Origin of the sequence: Modestobacter versicolor (assembly GCF_014195485.1) — a bacterium.
GTDB lineage: Bacteria > Actinomycetota > Actinomycetes > Mycobacteriales > Geodermatophilaceae > Modestobacter > Modestobacter versicolor.
Genome location: NZ_JACIBU010000002.1, coordinates 362,838 through 376,920 on the forward strand (window position 1 = coordinate 362,838; position 14,083 = coordinate 376,920).

The 14,083-nt window shown below is 74.6% G+C and carries 17 protein-coding genes; 9 read left to right on the top strand and 8 right to left on the bottom strand.

The window, feature by feature from the left end; genetic code table 11:
- Positions 1 to 9 precede the first annotated feature (9 nt).
- Genes pssA through FHX36_RS21705 form a run of 3 tightly spaced genes read left to right on the top strand, consistent with a single transcriptional unit; the run spans position 10 to position 2,104 of the window.
- Positions 10 to 807 (top strand): CDP-diacylglycerol--serine O-phosphatidyltransferase, encoded by a 798-nt coding sequence (gene pssA, locus FHX36_RS21695; RefSeq protein ID WP_110553245.1) that lies wholly within the window; start codon positions 10 to 12, stop codon positions 805 to 807.
- A gap of 11 nt (positions 808 to 818) precedes the next feature.
- A complete protein-coding gene (locus FHX36_RS21700; protein WP_258372904.1) occupies positions 819 to 1,286 on the top strand; it encodes a GNAT family N-acetyltransferase in 468 nt (155 codons plus the stop codon).
- A 35-nt stretch (positions 1,287 to 1,321) separates the two neighbouring features.
- Positions 1,322 to 2,104, top strand: a complete 783-nt coding sequence (locus FHX36_RS21705; protein ID WP_220036019.1) for an HAD-IIA family hydrolase — start codon at positions 1,322 to 1,324, stop codon at positions 2,102 to 2,104.
- Positions 2,105 to 2,129: 25 nt separating this feature from the next.
- Here FHX36_RS21705 and FHX36_RS21710 read toward each other — a convergent pair whose 3' ends face one another.
- Positions 2,130 to 2,624 (bottom strand): hypothetical protein, encoded by a 495-nt coding sequence (locus FHX36_RS21710; RefSeq protein ID WP_258372903.1) that lies wholly within the window; start codon positions 2,622 to 2,624, stop codon positions 2,130 to 2,132.
- Positions 2,625 to 2,681: 57 nt separating this feature from the next.
- Here FHX36_RS21710 and FHX36_RS21715 point away from each other — a divergent pair, with 57 nt between their 5' ends.
- Both FHX36_RS21715 and FHX36_RS21720 read left to right on the top strand, forming a co-directional pair.
- Positions 2,682 to 3,632 carry a diacylglycerol/lipid kinase family protein gene (locus FHX36_RS21715; RefSeq protein WP_110553244.1) on the top strand — a complete coding sequence of 317 codons (951 nt, stop codon included), beginning with the start codon at positions 2,682 to 2,684 and terminating at the stop codon, positions 3,630 to 3,632.
- 544 nt (positions 3,633 to 4,176) lie between these two features.
- A complete protein-coding gene (locus FHX36_RS21720; RefSeq protein ID WP_014742526.1) occupies positions 4,177 to 4,428 on the top strand; it encodes a WhiB family transcriptional regulator in 252 nt (83 codons plus the stop codon).
- Positions 4,429 to 4,497: 69 nt separating this feature from the next.
- Here the strand turns inward: FHX36_RS21720 and FHX36_RS21725 are convergent, their stop codons facing one another.
- Entirely contained in the window at positions 4,498 to 5,979 is a 1,482-nt protein-coding gene (locus FHX36_RS21725; RefSeq protein WP_110553243.1) for a sensor histidine kinase, read from the bottom strand.
- Positions 5,980 to 6,071: 92 nt separating this feature from the next.
- Here FHX36_RS21725 and FHX36_RS21730 point away from each other — a divergent pair, with 92 nt between their 5' ends.
- Positions 6,072 to 6,566, top strand: a complete 495-nt coding sequence (locus tag FHX36_RS21730) for a GNAT family N-acetyltransferase (RefSeq protein WP_220036018.1) — start codon at positions 6,072 to 6,074, stop codon at positions 6,564 to 6,566.
- 10 nt (positions 6,567 to 6,576) lie between these two features.
- On the opposite strand, the gene FHX36_RS21735 is transcribed toward FHX36_RS21730, so the two are convergent.
- Together FHX36_RS21735 and FHX36_RS21740 are read right to left on the bottom strand one after the other, a co-directional pair.
- The gene (locus FHX36_RS21735) at positions 6,577 to 6,801 is read right to left on the bottom strand and encodes a biotin/lipoyl-binding carrier protein (protein WP_110553242.1); all 225 of its coding nucleotides are present in this window, start codon (positions 6,799 to 6,801) and stop codon (positions 6,577 to 6,579) included.
- Positions 6,802 to 6,902: 101 nt separating this feature from the next.
- The gene (locus tag FHX36_RS21740) at positions 6,903 to 7,955 is read right to left on the bottom strand and encodes a biotin carboxylase N-terminal domain-containing protein (RefSeq protein ID WP_183514363.1); all 1,053 of its coding nucleotides are present in this window, start codon (positions 7,953 to 7,955) and stop codon (positions 6,903 to 6,905) included.
- Positions 7,956 to 8,170: 215 nt separating this feature from the next.
- Here FHX36_RS21740 and FHX36_RS24185 point away from each other — a divergent pair, with 215 nt between their 5' ends.
- Positions 8,171 to 8,245, top strand: coding sequence for a 50S ribosomal protein bL37 (locus tag FHX36_RS24185; protein ID WP_014742531.1), 75 nt, complete (start codon positions 8,171 to 8,173; stop codon positions 8,243 to 8,245).
- A gap of 20 nt (positions 8,246 to 8,265) precedes the next feature.
- Here the strand turns inward: FHX36_RS24185 and rsrA are convergent, their stop codons facing one another.
- Both rsrA and FHX36_RS21750 read right to left on the bottom strand, forming a co-directional pair.
- Positions 8,266 to 8,622 carry a mycothiol system anti-sigma-R factor gene (gene rsrA / locus FHX36_RS21745; protein ID WP_110553419.1) on the bottom strand — a complete coding sequence of 119 codons (357 nt, stop codon included), beginning with the start codon at positions 8,620 to 8,622 and terminating at the stop codon, positions 8,266 to 8,268.
- On the bottom strand, positions 8,619 to 9,314 hold the full coding sequence (locus FHX36_RS21750; protein ID WP_110553418.1) for a sigma-70 family RNA polymerase sigma factor: 696 nt from the start codon (positions 9,312 to 9,314) through the stop codon (positions 8,619 to 8,621). The genes rsrA and FHX36_RS21750 overlap by 4 nt, the downstream gene beginning before the upstream one ends.
- A 246-nt stretch (positions 9,315 to 9,560) precedes the next feature.
- Between FHX36_RS21750 and ybaK the strand changes: the two genes are divergently transcribed.
- Positions 9,561 to 10,037: a Cys-tRNA(Pro) deacylase gene (ybaK, locus tag FHX36_RS21755; RefSeq protein ID WP_110553417.1), complete on the top strand. Its 477-nt coding sequence runs from the start codon at positions 9,561 to 9,563 to the stop codon at positions 10,035 to 10,037.
- 13 nt (positions 10,038 to 10,050) lie between these two features.
- On the opposite strand, the gene FHX36_RS21760 is transcribed toward ybaK, so the two are convergent.
- Together FHX36_RS21760 and FHX36_RS21765 are read right to left on the bottom strand one after the other, a co-directional pair.
- Positions 10,051 to 11,562: a fused MFS/spermidine synthase gene (locus FHX36_RS21760; RefSeq protein WP_110553416.1), complete on the bottom strand. Its 1,512-nt coding sequence runs from the start codon at positions 11,560 to 11,562 to the stop codon at positions 10,051 to 10,053.
- 2 nt (positions 11,563 to 11,564) lie between these two features.
- Entirely contained in the window at positions 11,565 to 12,311 is a 747-nt protein-coding gene (locus FHX36_RS21765) for an SOS response-associated peptidase (RefSeq protein ID WP_110553415.1), read from the bottom strand.
- 287 nt (positions 12,312 to 12,598) lie between these two features.
- On the opposite strand from FHX36_RS21765, the gene FHX36_RS21770 reads away from it, so the two are divergent.
- The gene (locus FHX36_RS21770) at positions 12,599 to 14,065 is read left to right on the top strand and encodes an NAD-dependent succinate-semialdehyde dehydrogenase (protein ID WP_110553414.1); all 1,467 of its coding nucleotides are present in this window, start codon (positions 12,599 to 12,601) and stop codon (positions 14,063 to 14,065) included.
- The last annotated feature ends 18 nt before the right edge of the window (positions 14,066 to 14,083 follow it).

Sequence of the window (14,083 nt, forward strand, 5' to 3'; positions counted from 1 at the left end):
GGTCGGCCGATGCCGGGCAGGCGCACGACCACCGTGGAGTTCGTCCGGGGCTCGGTCCGCGGCGGACGGCGGCGGGCACGCTCGTGGCTGCCCAGCCTCTTCACCCTGGCCAACATGATGTGCGGGTTCGGCGCGGTGCTGGTCGCCTTCCGCGGCGAGTACCGGCTGGCCTGCCTGCTCATCGCGCTGTCCGTCGTCTTCGACATCGCCGACGGCGCGGTCGCCCGGCTGGTGGGTGCGGTCTCCCCGTTCGGCCTGCAGTTCGACTCGCTCGCCGACCTGGTCTCCTTCGGCCTGGCGCCGTCCCTGCTGGTCTTCGCGCTGTTCTCCGACGGCCGCGACGAGCTCGACGCGCTGGGCTGGATCGCCTGCTTCCTGTGGGTGGCGTGCGCCGCGATCCGGCTGGCCCGGTTCAACACCACCATCGACCCGACGGCGGACAAGCGGTACTTCACCGGCCTGCCCAGCCCGGGGGCCGCCGGGGTGGTGCTGGCCAGCGTCTTCGCCTTCGCCGACCAGATGCAGGGCCGCGACCGGCTGTGGATGCTGCTGGTCGTCGTCGTCCCCGGCCTGCTGATGGTCAGCAACGTCCGCTACCGCTCGTTCCGCTCGCTGGTCAGCCCCAAGAGCGGGAAGCCCTATGGTCTGGTCGGCACGGTGCTGCTGGTCGTCGTCGGCCTGGTCGTCGTGCCGACGGTGACCTGCCTGGTGGTGGCCTACAGCTACCTGGTGTCACCGCTGGTCCTGCCGGTGCTCACGCCGCTGGGCCGCCTGGTCCCGGCGCGGGTGAAGGAGGTGCTGTCCTGACGGTGCGACGGGTGCGCCCGGACGACGTCCCGACCGTGCTGCGGCTGGTGCGCGAGCTGGCCGCCTACGAGGAGGCCGAGCACGAGGCGCTGATGACCGACGAGCAGCTGCGCACCGCGCTGTTCGGCGAGACCCCGGCGCTCTTCGGCCACGTCGCGGAGGACGCCGACGGCGAGGTCGCCGGCTTCGCGCTGTGGTTCCTCACCTTCTCCACGTGGCGCGGCACGCACGGCATCCACCTGGAGGACCTCTACGTCTCCCCCGGCCACCGCGGCACCGGGCTGGGGCGCGAGCTGCTGCGCACGCTGGCCCAGGAGTGCACCGACCGGGGCTTCGCCCGGCTGGAGTGGTCGGTGCTGGACTGGAACACCCCGTCGATCGACTTCTACAGAGCCGCCGGCGCCGTGCCGATGGACGGGTGGACGGTGTTCCGGCTGACCGACGACGCGCTCACCCGCTTCGCCGCCGCCCGGCGCTGACCACCACCACCCCCCGACCCGAGGAGACCGACGGCGTGACCACCGAGCGCGGCGAGTCCCAGTGCTGGCTGACCGACATGGACGGCGTGCTGGTGCACGAGGGCCACGCCCTGCCCGGGGCGGCCGACTTCCTGGCCCGGCTGGTGGAGCGCGACCGCCGCTTCCTGGTGCTGACCAACAACTCGATCTTCACCCCGCGCGACCTCGCCGCCCGGCTGTCCCGCAGCGGCCTGGAGGTGCCCGAGCAGGCGATCTGGACCTCGGCGCTGGCGACGGCGGACTTCCTCTCCTCGCAGCTGCCCGGCGGCTCGGCCTACGTCATCGGTGAGGCCGGGCTGACCACGGCGCTCTACGAGGCGGGCTACACGCTGACCGACACCGACCCGGACTACGTCGTCCTGGGCGAGACCCGCACCTACTCCTTCGAGGCGATCACCCGGGCGATCCGGCTGGTCGGCGCGGGTGCGCGGTTCATCGCCACCAACCCCGACGTCACCGGCCCCTCGCCGGAGGGCCCGCTGCCGGCCACCGGCTCGGTAGCCGCGATGATCACCAAGGCCACCGGCGCCGAGCCCTACTTCGTCGGCAAGCCCAACCCGATGATGTTCCGCAGCGCGATGAACCGGATCGAGGCGCACTCGGAGTCGACCACGATGATCGGCGACCGGATGGACACCGACGTCGTCGCCGGCATCGAGGCGGGGCTGCAGACGATCCTGGTGCTCACCGGCTCGACCCGCGCCGAGGACGTCAGCCGCTTCCCGTTCCGGCCCAGCCGGGTGCTGCCCTCGATCGCCGAGGTCATCGACCTCATCTAGGAGGACCCCCTCCAGGCTGCCGCGCTCAGCGCTCGAAGAACGCCAGCCGGGCCTCGGGGGTGGCCAGCAGGTAGAGCTCGAGCGCGACCGCCGCGAGCAGCGGCACCCCCAGCAGCGGCAGGTCGGCCTGGAAGGCCACCGAGTAGCCGACCACGCCGAGCAGCACCTGCAGCACGATCACCGGCCCGCGCACCCAGCCCGACACCCGCCACAGCCCCACGGCCGCCGCCGTCAGCAGCGCGGCGGCCAGGCCGACGTAGACCACCTCGGCGAGCGCCCGCCCCACGCTGTCCGGCGACCCGGTGAGGGTCAGGAACAGCAGCACCAGCGCGAGCCCGGCGAGCGCGGCCGCCTCCAGCGCGACCACCAGGGCGGCCCGCCGGACGGCGACCGGGGCCGCCTCCCGGGAGCGCTGCGGGCGCGGTGCCGCGGGCTGCGCCGCGCCGCCCAGCAGCCCCTCGGCACGCGGACGGCGGGGTGCGGGGACGTCGTCGCGGTTGCTCGGGACCTGGCCTGCCACGGCGCCGAATCTACGCCGGGGGCCGACGCCGGACCGGCGCTCGATATGTTGGGAGCCATGCGTGCGCTGCTGGTGGCGAACCCGGCGGCGACCACGACCACCCGGAAGGTCCGCGACGTCCTCGTCCGGGCGCTGTCGAGCGAGCTGAAGGTCGAGGTCGCCGAGACCACCCACCGCGGCCACGCCCGCGAGCTCGCCGCCGGCGCGACCGACGACGGGGTCGACGTCGTGGTGACCCTCGGTGGTGACGGCACGGTCAACGAGGCCGCCAACGGGCTGCTGGCCCACGGACCGGGCGCGCACGTGCCCACCCTGGCCGTCGTGCCGGGCGGGTCGACCAACGTCTTCTCGCGCGCGCTGGGCCACTCGCGCGACCCGGTGGAGGCGACCGGGGAGATCCTCGACTCGATCCGGGCCGGCCGCACCCGGCTGGTGCCGCTGGGCACCGCCTCGGCGCAGACCGGCGACGACTGGACACCGCCCCGCTGGTTCGTCTTCGCCGCCGGCATGGGCTTCGACGCCGACGTCATCTCCCGGGTCGAGGCGCAGCGGGCGCGCGGCCGGCGGTCGACCGGCGGGCTCTACGTGCGGGCCGGCGTCAACGCCTTCGTGCTCGGCCGCGACCGGCGCCGCCCGCCGCTGACCCTCGAGCTGCCCGGCGAGCCGCCGGTCGACGGGCTCTTCCTGGCCCTGGTGTCCAACGTGAGCCCGTGGACCTACCTGGGCGCGCGGCCGATCCAGCCCAGCCCGGAGGCTTCGCTGGACACCGGGCTGGACGTCTTCGCGATGGGGCGGGTCGGGGTGGTGCGGATGCTGCACCACGTGCGGCAGACGATGGCCGCGCGCCCGGACGCCCGGGGCCGTGGCGTGCACCGCTGGCACGACCTGGCCGAGTTCACGCTGACCTCGACCCGACCGCAGGGGTGGCAGCTCGACGGTGACCACCTGGGCAGCGCGACCGGCCTGCGGGTGCGGTCGGTGCCCGACGCCCTGCGCGTCGTCGTCTGACGCGGTCGGGAGCATCGCAGCGAGCGCCAGCGAGCGAGGAGCGGACCGACGGCGGAAGACGACCGGTGTGGTCGTCGTCTGACGCGGTCGGGAGCATCGCAGCGAGCGCCAGCGAGCGAGGAGCGGACCGACGGCGGAAGACGACCGGCGTGGTCATCGTCTGACGCGGTCGGGAGCATCGCAGCGAGCGAGGAGCGGACCGACGGCATAAGGCGACCGGTGTGGTCGTCGTCTGAGGGAGGACCCTCTCGGCGGACCACGCTCGAGGGGCCCTGGTCGGACGAGGAACGAGGACGTCCGCCTGGACGAGTGGCGAGGGTCCCACCGTCATGGTGAGCTTGCTCTCACGTGGCACGGCGATCGCGCAGACCGCCTTGACACCCCCGGCCTTCGTGAAAGCATCACAAGCAAGCAACCTGCCGGTAACAAGGCGGGCGATCGCCGGTACACGTGCTGTTCACCAGCACGTCGACCTGCGGGGGCGGTCCACGGACCGGCGATCACAGCCGACCGCATCACAGACGAGAACGAGGAGTACACCGCCATGGACTGGCGCCACCGCGCGCTCTGCCGGGACGAAGACCCGGAGCTCTTCTTCCCGATCGGGACGACGGGCCCGGCGGTCGTCCAGATCGAGCAGGCCAAGGCTGTGTGCCGTCGCTGCCCGGTCATGCAGTCCTGCCTGGAGTGGGCACTCAGCTCCGGCCAGGACTCTGGCGTCTGGGGTGGCCTGTCCGAGGACGAGCGTCGGGCGCTCAAGCGCCGCACCGCCCGTACCCGGGTCCGCACCGCCTGATCGAGGACCCCGCAGCAGCGGGGGCCGTACAGCGAGAGCCGTTCCCTACGGGAACGGCTCTCGCTGCGTTCAGCGGCGGGGACGACCGGCGCCGGGGAGGAGGAGCACCGCCTCGGTGCCCGGCCCGCCGTTCGCCGGCCGGCCCATGTCCAGGCCGCCGTGCAGCTCGCTGGTCACCAGCGTGCGCACGATCTGCAGCCCCAGCCCGGTGCTCGCCGCCGGGTCGAAGTCGACCGGCAGGCCCTGGCCGTCGTCGCGCACCCGCACCACCAGGTCGTCGCCGTCCCGCTCGGCGCCCAGCACGATCGTCCCCGGCTCGCTGTCCGGGAAGGCGTGCATGGCGGCGTTCTGCAGCAGCTCGGTCACCGCCATCACCAGCGGGGTCGCCACCGCTGCGGGCAGCTCGCCGAAGGCGCCGCTGCGGGTGAACCGGGCCGGGCGGCCGACCGCGGTGACGTCACCGAGCATCGGCAGCACCTGGTCCAGGACGTCGTCCACGTCGACGACGTCCTCCCGGCTGCCGGCCAGCGTCTCGTGCACGACGGCGATCGACGCCACCCGGCGCACCGACTCCTCCAGCGCCGCCCGGGCCGCGGGCTCGGTCATCCGGCGGGCCTGCAGCCGCAGCAGCGCCGCGACGGTCTGCAGGTTGTTCTTCACCCGGTGGTGGATCTCCCGGATGGTGGCGTCCTTGGTCATCAGCGCGCGGTCCCGGCGGCGGACGTCGGTGACGTCGCGGACCAGCACCAGCGCGCCCTCCTCGCCGCCGGGGGCCTGCAGCGGCAGCGCGCGCACCAGCATCGTGGCGGCGTCGTTCTCCACGTCCATCGGCTCGGGGAACCGGCCGGCCACCGCGGCGTTGATGCTCGCCGCGACCGCCTCGCCCGGGACCAGGTCGGCGGAGACGCTGCGGGTGACCTCGGCCAGGTCGGAGCCGACCACGTCGCCGATCACGCCCATCCGGCGGTAGGCCGACAGCGCGTTGGGGCTGGCGTAGACGGCCCGCCCGGCGGCGTCCAGCCGTACCAGCCCGTCGCCGACCCGCGGGCTCATCTCGGCGTCCTCGAGCATCCGCGGCGGGAACGTGCCGGCGGCGACCATCAGCGACAGGTCGGCGGCGATGTCGAGGTAGGTCAGCTCCAGGGTCGACGGCGACCGGGTCGCCGCCAGGTTGGTGTCCTTGGCGAGGACCGCGACCACCACGCCGTCGTGCCGCACCGGGATCACCTCCCGGCGACGGGGGAACGCCCCGGACCAGTCCGGCTCCCCCTCGGTGATCGGCCGCTCCTCCTGGTGGGCCCGCACCAACGGCTCGGCGGCGACGCCGGTCGCCTCGGTGCCGATCAGGTCGTCGGGCTGGCTGGTGGGGGCGGTGAGCGGGCGCACCTGGGCCACGCACCACCAGGCACCGCTCTGCAGCGGCACCCACAGCGTGAGGTCGGCGAAGGAGAGATCCGCCAGCAGCTGCCAGTCGGCCACCAGGCGCCGCGCGTGGTCGACCTGGGACGGGCTGGCCGAGCCGCGGGTGAGACGTTCGGACAGGCTGCTCATGGTGACCGCGAGCCTAGTCAACGGACCTCGCCGCCCCCCGACCCTCGCGAGCTCGGGCCGGCCCCTGCGGCGAGGCCGACTAACCTGCCGACGTGCTGCACGCCGTCACGATCGACCGCGCGACCCCGGCGGACTTCGACCGGATCGCCGAGCTGACCGTCGGCGTCTACACCGACGAGGACCTCGTCTCCCCCGGCTACGTGCCCCAGCTGGCCGACGTGGCCGGCCGCGCGGACCGCGCCGAGCTGCTGGTCGCCCGGGACACCACCGGCCGGGTGGTGGGCAGCGTCGCCCTGGTGCTCGCCGGCGACTTCGGCGAGGTGACCCGCTCGGCGGACGAGGCCGCGTTCCGGATGCTCGCGGTCGACGGCGCGGCCCGCGGGCAGGGCGTCGGCGAGGCGCTGGTGCGCGAGTGCCTGGCCCGGGCGCGCGCCGCCGGCAAGCGGTGGATGGTGCTCTCCACCGGCACGCGGATGACCGCGGCGCACCGGCTCTACGAGCGGCTGGGCTTCACCCGGCTGCCGGAGCGGGACTGGACACCGGTGCCCGGCATCGACCTGCGGGTCTACGCCCTGGAGCTGGCCTGACGGTCGGGTGTCAGGCGGGGACGACGGTGGCGATGAGGTCGCCCTCCTGGAGCACCTCGCCCTCCACCACGTGCAGCTCGCCCACGGTGCCGGCGCGCTCGGTGAGCACCGGGATCTCCATCTTCATCGACTCGAGGATCACCAGCGTGTCACCGGCGGCCACCTCGGTGCCGGGGGTCACCAGGACCTTCCACACGCTGGAGACCATCTCGGCGTGGATCTCCTCGACCGCCACCGGCGCCTCCTGTCTTCCCGACCGACCCGCCGGGACCCGGCGGTCTGCTCATCCAAGCACGCGGACGCCGCCGCTCCGCAGCGCCGCGGGCGGCCGTGGTGTCACGAGCAGTCGGGGACCAGCGACCCGGCGATCCGGTGCAGCACGCTGCAGACCGCGCTGCCGTCGTGCGGCACGCCGGTCTCCGGCAGCCCGGTGAGCACGTCGGTGGCGGCGCTGGCCGCCCGGGCCGTGCTCGGGGCACCGGCGCTGACCGTGGCCAGCAGCGCGTCGTACCAGCCGTCCAGCCGGTCGCCGGGGTCGTAGCCGCTCACCGCGACCACCTCGGCGCCGAGCAGCGGCCGGCGACCGCTGCGGGCCGGCACGTCCGGCAGCCGCCCGGTCACCCGGCCCGCGGTGCCCGGCGGCAGCGTGGAGCGCAGCTGCACCGCGACGGCCGCGCGCGGGGTGCCCGGGGTCGCCGGCGGCTCCACCGGCTGCCCGGCGGCGCTGCGCAGGGTGAGCTCGACGGCGTCCACGCTGTGCGCGCGCTCCAGCACCGCCATGTCCAGCGAGAAGCCGGCCGAGACCTCGGCCAGCTCGCCGTCGGGGTCGATGCCCACGGTGACCAGCCCGCGCCAGCCCAGCTCGGGCAGCCGGCGGGCGGCGGCGGGCAGCGGGCCCAGGCCGGCCGGCGGCGTCCAGGACACCCGCGGGGTGCCGCCGGCGCGGTCGCGGATCACCGGCGTCACGTGGTGCAGGCCCTCGGCGGTCACCCAGGCCAGGAAGCCGCGCTCGCTGGCCGGCTCGACGCCGTCACCACCGAGGCGCTCCAGCACCTCCGCGTCCGGCCCCACCCACAGCAGCCCGGCCTCGGTCACCTCGGCCGCCAGCCGGGCGTTGCCGGCCAGCGCCGGCGGCACGGGCAGCACCGCGCTGACCCGGGTGCGGCGCGCGGCCTCCACGATCCGCCGGACGTCGAGGTAGGACTCGGTGGCCGCCGCGGGGCCGAGCAGCACCGACTCGTCGGCCATCCGGACGTGCCGGGCGTCCTGCTCGGTCTCCGAGCACACCGCCACCGACTTGACCCCGAGCCGGGCGCACGCCCGGATCACCGCACAGGCCATCGGCCCACGTCCGGCCACCAGCACGCTCTCCACGGCCGCCTGGACCACGTCGTCCCCCCGTTCCGACTCACGCCGGTGTCGTGCCCCGCCACCCCGGACCGGTGCGTGTGGGCGTCCTGCACCACCGCACGTACCCGCTCCGGCCCGTGAGACGCTTGCGGGGTCAGCTTGGCCGGTCCGCGGGTGCTCCGCATCCTCCGCCGGTCCCCATCAGCAGCCGTGCCCGCAGGGCCCGGCACCCCGAGCACGAGAGGAGGGCAGCGATGTCCAAGCGTGGACGCAAGCGGCGCGCCCGCAAGAAGAGCGGCGCCAACCACGGCAAGCGCCCCAACGCGTGAGCCAGGGCCCCGCCGCCGCCTCAGGAGGCGGCGGGGCGCTCCACCGGGCTCTCGGTGGTGACGGTCTCGACGGTGGTCCGCTCCACCCACACCTGCGTGCCGTCCTCCTCGAACGAGACGCTGGTCAGCTGGACCTTGATCCGCTCGCGCAGGCCGACCGGCGTGGGGTCACCGCCGCAGCGGCGCCGCACCAGGGCCTTGAACTCCTGCTCGATCCCGAACTGCCGCAGGCACGGCGAGCAGTCCTCGAGGTGCTCGGCGATGACCGCCCGCCGGGCGTCGTCGGTCTCGTGGTCGAGGAACTCGAACACGTGCGAGAGGACGTCGTCGCACGAGGTGATCTCGTCGTCGTGCAGCTCGTGAGCCTCGTTGCTCATGAGTGCGCCTCCTCGGGGGCCCCGGCACGGACGAAGCCGCGCTCGCGGGCGTAGTCGGCCAGCAGCTTCTGCAGACCGCGGCGACCGCGGTGCAGGCGGGACATCACCGTGCCGATGGGCGTGCCCATGATCTCGGCGATCTCCTTGTAGGCGAACCCCTCCACGTCGGCGAGGTACACCGCGAGCCGGAAGTCCTCCGGCAGCTGCTGGAGGGCCTCCTTGATGTCGGAGTCCGGCAGGTGGTCCAGCGCCTCGATCTCCGCCGAGCGCAGCCCGCTGGAGGTGTGCTCCTCCGCGGCGTAGAGCTGCCAGTCCTGCACCTGCTCGGTGGGGTACTGCTGCGGCTGCCGCTGCTTCTTGCGGTAGCTGTTGATGTAGGTGTTCGTCAGGATCCGGTACAGCCAGGCCTTGAGGTTCGTGCCCTCGGCGAACTGGTGGAACGCGGAGTAGGCCTTGACGAAGGTCTCCTGGACGAGGTCCTCGGCGTCGGCGGGGTTGCGGGTCATCCGCAGCGCCGCCGGGTACAGCTGGTCCAGGTAGGGCAGGGCGTCCCGCTCGAACCGGGCGTCGCGCTGGGCGCGGCTCTCGGCCTCGGCGGCGCGGCTGCCGTCGGCGCGCGCCTCCGGGGTCTCCTCGACCACCGGCGCGGCGATCGCCTCGGCGGGGGTGTCGATCGTGGGCTCCTCGGGCACCGACCGTCCTCTCTGCGGCGCCCGGGAACGGGCCACCACGTCGGTCGATCCTAGCCGGGTGCGGTCAGGTCGGCCGGGGGGACGGCGGGAGGGCGCGGAGCCGCGCGCGCTGCGCGCCGGGGCGCTCGGGACTGTGCTGCTCACGTACCGCTCAACCGCACCCCCCGGGGTCCTGTTCCCCCGATCGGGGAAGCGGTGCGGGAACCCGTTCGGCGGCCGGCGGGACCTCTCCTAGGCTGCTGCGCCGTGGCGGCGACCCCTGCGGTGCGGACCCTGGACCAGGCGCGGGCGACCTACGCCCTGCACGAGTACGACCCGGCCGACGGCGGGGACGGGCACGGGTACGGCGAGGTCGCCGTCGCCGCGCTCGGGGCCGACCCGGCGCAGGTGTTCAAGACGCTGGTCACCCGGGTCGACGGGGCGCTCACCGTCGCCGTCGTCCCGGTGAGCGGTCAGCTGGACCTCAAGGCGCTGGCGGCCGCGGCGGGCGGGCGCAAGGCGGCGATGGCCGACCCGGCCGACGCGGAGCGCAGCAGCGGTTACGTGCGGGGCGGCATCAGCCCGCTCGGCCAGCGCAAGGTGCTGCCGACCGTGGTCGACGAGAGCGCGCTGGGCTTCGCGACGGTGATGGTCAGCGCCGGGCGGCGCGGCCTGCAGGTCGAGCTGGCACCGGCGGACCTGGTGCGGCTCACCCGGGCCCGGACAGCGCCGATCGCCCGCTGAGGGGTGACCGGCCTCAGCCGTAGGGGGTGAGCAGCTGGTCGACCGGGGCGAAGTCGTCGGTGAGGACGGCGGCGTCCCCGACGAAGGCGTCCAGCTCCGCGCCGCCGGCCACCTGCCAGGCCAGCCCCTGGTCGACCAGCGCCGCCTCGAGCTCGGCCACCGGCAGCGCCCGGTGCGAGGCGACGGCGACGACGTTCCCGCCGTCCTCCCCCGCCAGCACCGGCGCGCGGGCCAGCAGCAGCACCTCCGGGAACACCTCGCGGAGGGTGGCCAGCTCGGCGCGGACGAAGTCCAGCGGCGGGTGGTCGATCAGGTTCACCGCGTAGACGCCGTCGTCGGTGAGCGCGTCGTCGACCAGGCGCAGCGCCTCGACGGTGGTGAGCTGCCAGGGCACCGACAGCCCGCCGAAGGCATCACCGACGACGAGGTCGCGGCGGCCGGCCGGCTCGTCCTGCAGCCCGACCCGGGCGTCACCGACCCGCACCTCCAGCTCCGCGGAGGTCTCCAGGCCCAGCTCGTCGGTGTCCAGCTCGACCACGCCCGGGTCGACCTCGAGCACCCGGCTGACCGTGCCCGGCCGCACCTCGGCCAGGTAGCGCGGCAGCGTGAGCCCACCGCCGCCCAGGTGCAGGGCCGACAGCGGCTCCCCGGCGGGGGCGAGCACGTCGGTGACCGAGGCGACCGCCCGGACGTACTCGAACTCCAGCCGGGTGGGGTCGGCCAGGTCGACGTAGGAGTGCCGCAGCGTGTCGAGCACCAGGACCCGGCCGGAGGCGCCGTCGGCCTCGACCCGGGCGCAGTGGTAGGCGGTCTCCCGCTCGCACGGCGTGGGAGCGACCGCGGCGAGCACCGGGGTGGCCAGGGCGAGCACGAGCAGGCCCACCGGCAGCCGGCCGGCCACACCCGGGGCCCGGCGACGCAGCAGGACGCCCAGCACCAGGCCGGCCAGCACCACCACCAGGCCGGTGCCGACCAGGATCACGCTGCCCGGCAGCACCGCGACCAGCACGAAGCCGGTGGCGAAGGTGGCGACGATGCCGCCGAGCGTGCCGATGCCGGACAGCCGGCCGACCACCGACCCGGTCTCGGCCAGGCTGCCCAGCTGGAGCGCGACGACCATCGGCGGCACCGCCGACAGCAGCGCCGCGGGCACGATGACCGCGACCGCGGCGAGCAGCAGCACGTTGCCCGCGGCGGCGCCGGTGAGCAGCGACCCGGCGAAGCGGACCAGCGGCAGCACGGCCACCACGAGGGCACCGCCGGCGACCAGGAGCGGGGCGATCAGCTTGCGGGGGTCGGTGCGGTCGGCCGCCGCTCCCCCGGCCCACGCGCCGATGGCGATCGCGGCCAGCGCGAAGCCGATGACGGCCGTGCTGGTCTGCAGGGTGATCCCGACGTAGGGGGCGATCAGCCGCAGCCCGACCACCTCGAGCACCAGCACCGAGCCGGAGGCCAGGAAGGTGACGCCGGCCGCGACCCAGTCCGGCAGCGCGCGGGAACGGGGGGCCGGGGACGCGTCGGTCACGCTCAGAACAGCGCCGGCTGGTCGGCCGGGGCGCTGACGGACTCCTGGCGGGCGGTGAGCTGCGGACCGTTGTTGGCCACGTTGCCCACGGCGGCGCCGACCGGCCGGATCTCCAGCCGCTCGACGACCTCCGGCGGGGTGGCCAGGGCGAGCTCGGCGACGTCCTCGCGGGCGGGGTCGAGCCAGTCGGCCCAGCGGTCTCGCGGCAGCACCAGCGGCATCCGGGGGTGCACCTCGGTGAGCGCGCCGACGGCGGGGGCGGTGACCACGGTGCAGGTGTAGAGCCGGTCCTCGCCGCGTCCCCACACCTCCCAGAGACCGGCGAAGGCCAGCACCGAGCCGTCCTCCGGCGTCACGAAGTACGGCTGCTTGCCCGGGGCGTCGTGCTTGGGCGCCCACTCGTACCAGCCGTCGGCGGGGACGAGGCAGCGGCGGGTGGCGGCGGCGGTGCGGAAGGCCGGCTTCTCGGTCAGCGACTCGACCCGGGCGTTGAGCATCCGGTTGCCCACCGAGACGTCCTTGGCCCAGGAGGGCACCAGGCCCCAGCGCACGGCCCGCAGCTCACGGTGCCCGCCGCCGGTCAGCGCCCCCTCGGCGTCCCGCTCCTTCTTGTGCCGGACCACGTAGACGTCCTTGGTCGGGGCGACGTTGTAGTCCGCCGGCAGCGGGGCCTGCCCCTCGGCAGCGACCGCCTCGAACTCGAGCACCAGGTCCTCCGGACGGCGGCTGGCGGCATAGCGACCACACACGGCGATCTCCTCCCCTGCGGACGACGCCGCCGAGCCTAGGTGGGTCCACCGACGGACGTCGTCCGGCCGGACTGGTGACCCCGACGGCGGTCCGCATCCTCGCCCCCCGTGCCGCGCCGGCCGCCGTTGTGCGCTGATCGCTGCCTCAGCGCTCGGGAGGCAGCAGTTCGCGCACGACGGCGGTGCACCGTCAGCTCAGCAGCCGGGCACGGCCCGGGCTGCGGACCGGGTGTGGACGGGGGTATGACGGGGAGGACCGACACACGAGCGACGGAGGGCACGACGACGTGACGACCACCCAGGCTCCCTCATCCGAGCACCCCAAGACCGCCGGTGACACCGGCGCCCGCCGGTACGCGACGGTCAACCCGTACACCGGGCAGACCGAGCAGGAGTTCCCCTTCCTGGAGACCGCGGAGATCGACGGCGTCGTCGAGCAGGCGCACGCCGCGTTCCTCGACTGGCGGCGGCGCACCACCGAGGAGCGCGCGGCGGTGGTGAAGCGGGCGGCCGAGCTGATGCGCGAGCGGCAGGACGACTTCGCCGCGCTCATCACCAAGGAGATGGGCAAGCGGATCCAGGAGGCCGCCGGCGAGGTGCAGCTGGCCGCGGCGATCCTCGACTACTACGCCGACAACGGCCCGCGCTTCCTCGAGCCCAAGCCGATCGACGTGATGGCCGGCGAGGCGGTCGTGGTCAACGAGCCGACCGGCGTCATCCTGGCCATCGAGCCGTGGAACTACCCGCTCTACCAGGTCGTGCGGGTGGCCGGGCCGAACCTGACGCTGGGCAACACGATCCTGCTCAAGCACGCGGAGAACAACCCGCAGTGCGCGCTGGCGCTGGAGCAGCTGTTCCGCGACGCCGGCGCCCCCGAGGGCGTCTACACCAACGTCTTCCTGCGCATCGCCGACGTCGAGCAGGTCATCGCCCACCGGGCCGTGCAGGGGGTGACCCTGACCGGCAGCGAGCGGGCCGGCAGCAGCGTCGCCCAGGTCGCCGGCAAGCACCTGAAGAAGTCGGTGCTCGAGCTCGGCGGCAGCGACCCGTTCATCGTGCTCGACGCCCCCGACGTGGGCCGCACCGTCAAGGCAGCGACCATGGCCCGGATGGCCAACACCGGCCAGGCGTGCATCGCGGCCAAGCGGATCATCGTGCTGGACGACGTCTACGACGACGTCGTCGGCGGCCTGCAGCAGGCGTTCTCCTCCTTCACCCCGGGCGACCCGGCCGACCCGTCGACGACGCTCGGCCCGCTGTCCACCGAGCGGGCCGCCCAGGACCTGGCCGCGCAGATCCAGGACGCCGTCGACAAGGGCGCCACGGTGCTGGCCGGTGGCGGCCGCCCCGAGCACGACGGCGCCTTCGTCGAGGCGACGCTGCTCGCCGACGTGACCCCGGAGATGCGGGCGTACCACGAGGAGCTGTTCGGCCCGGCCGCCGTCGTCTACCGGGTCAAGGACGAGGACGAGGCGGTCGCGCTGGCCAACGACAGCGACTTCGGCCTGTCCGCGGCCGTCTACAGCGGCGACACCGAGCGGGCCCGCGCGGTCGCCGACCGGCTCGAGTCGGGGATGGTCTGGATCAACCAGCCCTCCGGCTCCTCCCCCGAGCTGCCCTTCGGCGGGGTGAAGCGGTCCGGCTACGGGCGCGAGCTCTCGGAGCTGGGCATGTTCGAGTTCGCCAACCGCCGGCTGGTGCGCACGATGCCGGCGAAGAAGCAGGCCTCCCCGGCCCAGCACACCGGAGGCTGACGCCGCGGCGAGCATCGC

Coding starts and splice junctions, on each gene's coding strand:
- pssA (WP_110553245.1), top strand. CDS start 10: ATGCCGGGCAGGCGCACGACCACCGTGGAGTTCGTCCGGGGCTCGGTC.
- FHX36_RS21715 (WP_110553244.1), top strand. CDS start 2,682: ATGCGTGCGCTGCTGGTGGCGAACCCGGCGGCGACCACGACCACCCGG.
- FHX36_RS21720 (WP_014742526.1), top strand. CDS start 4,177: ATGGACTGGCGCCACCGCGCGCTCTGCCGGGACGAAGACCCGGAGCTC.
- FHX36_RS21725 (WP_110553243.1), bottom strand. CDS start 5,979: ATGAGCAGCCTGTCCGAACGTCTCACCCGCGGCTCGGCCAGCCCGTCC.
- rsrA (WP_110553419.1), bottom strand. CDS start 8,622: ATGAGCAACGAGGCTCACGAGCTGCACGACGACGAGATCACCTCGTGC.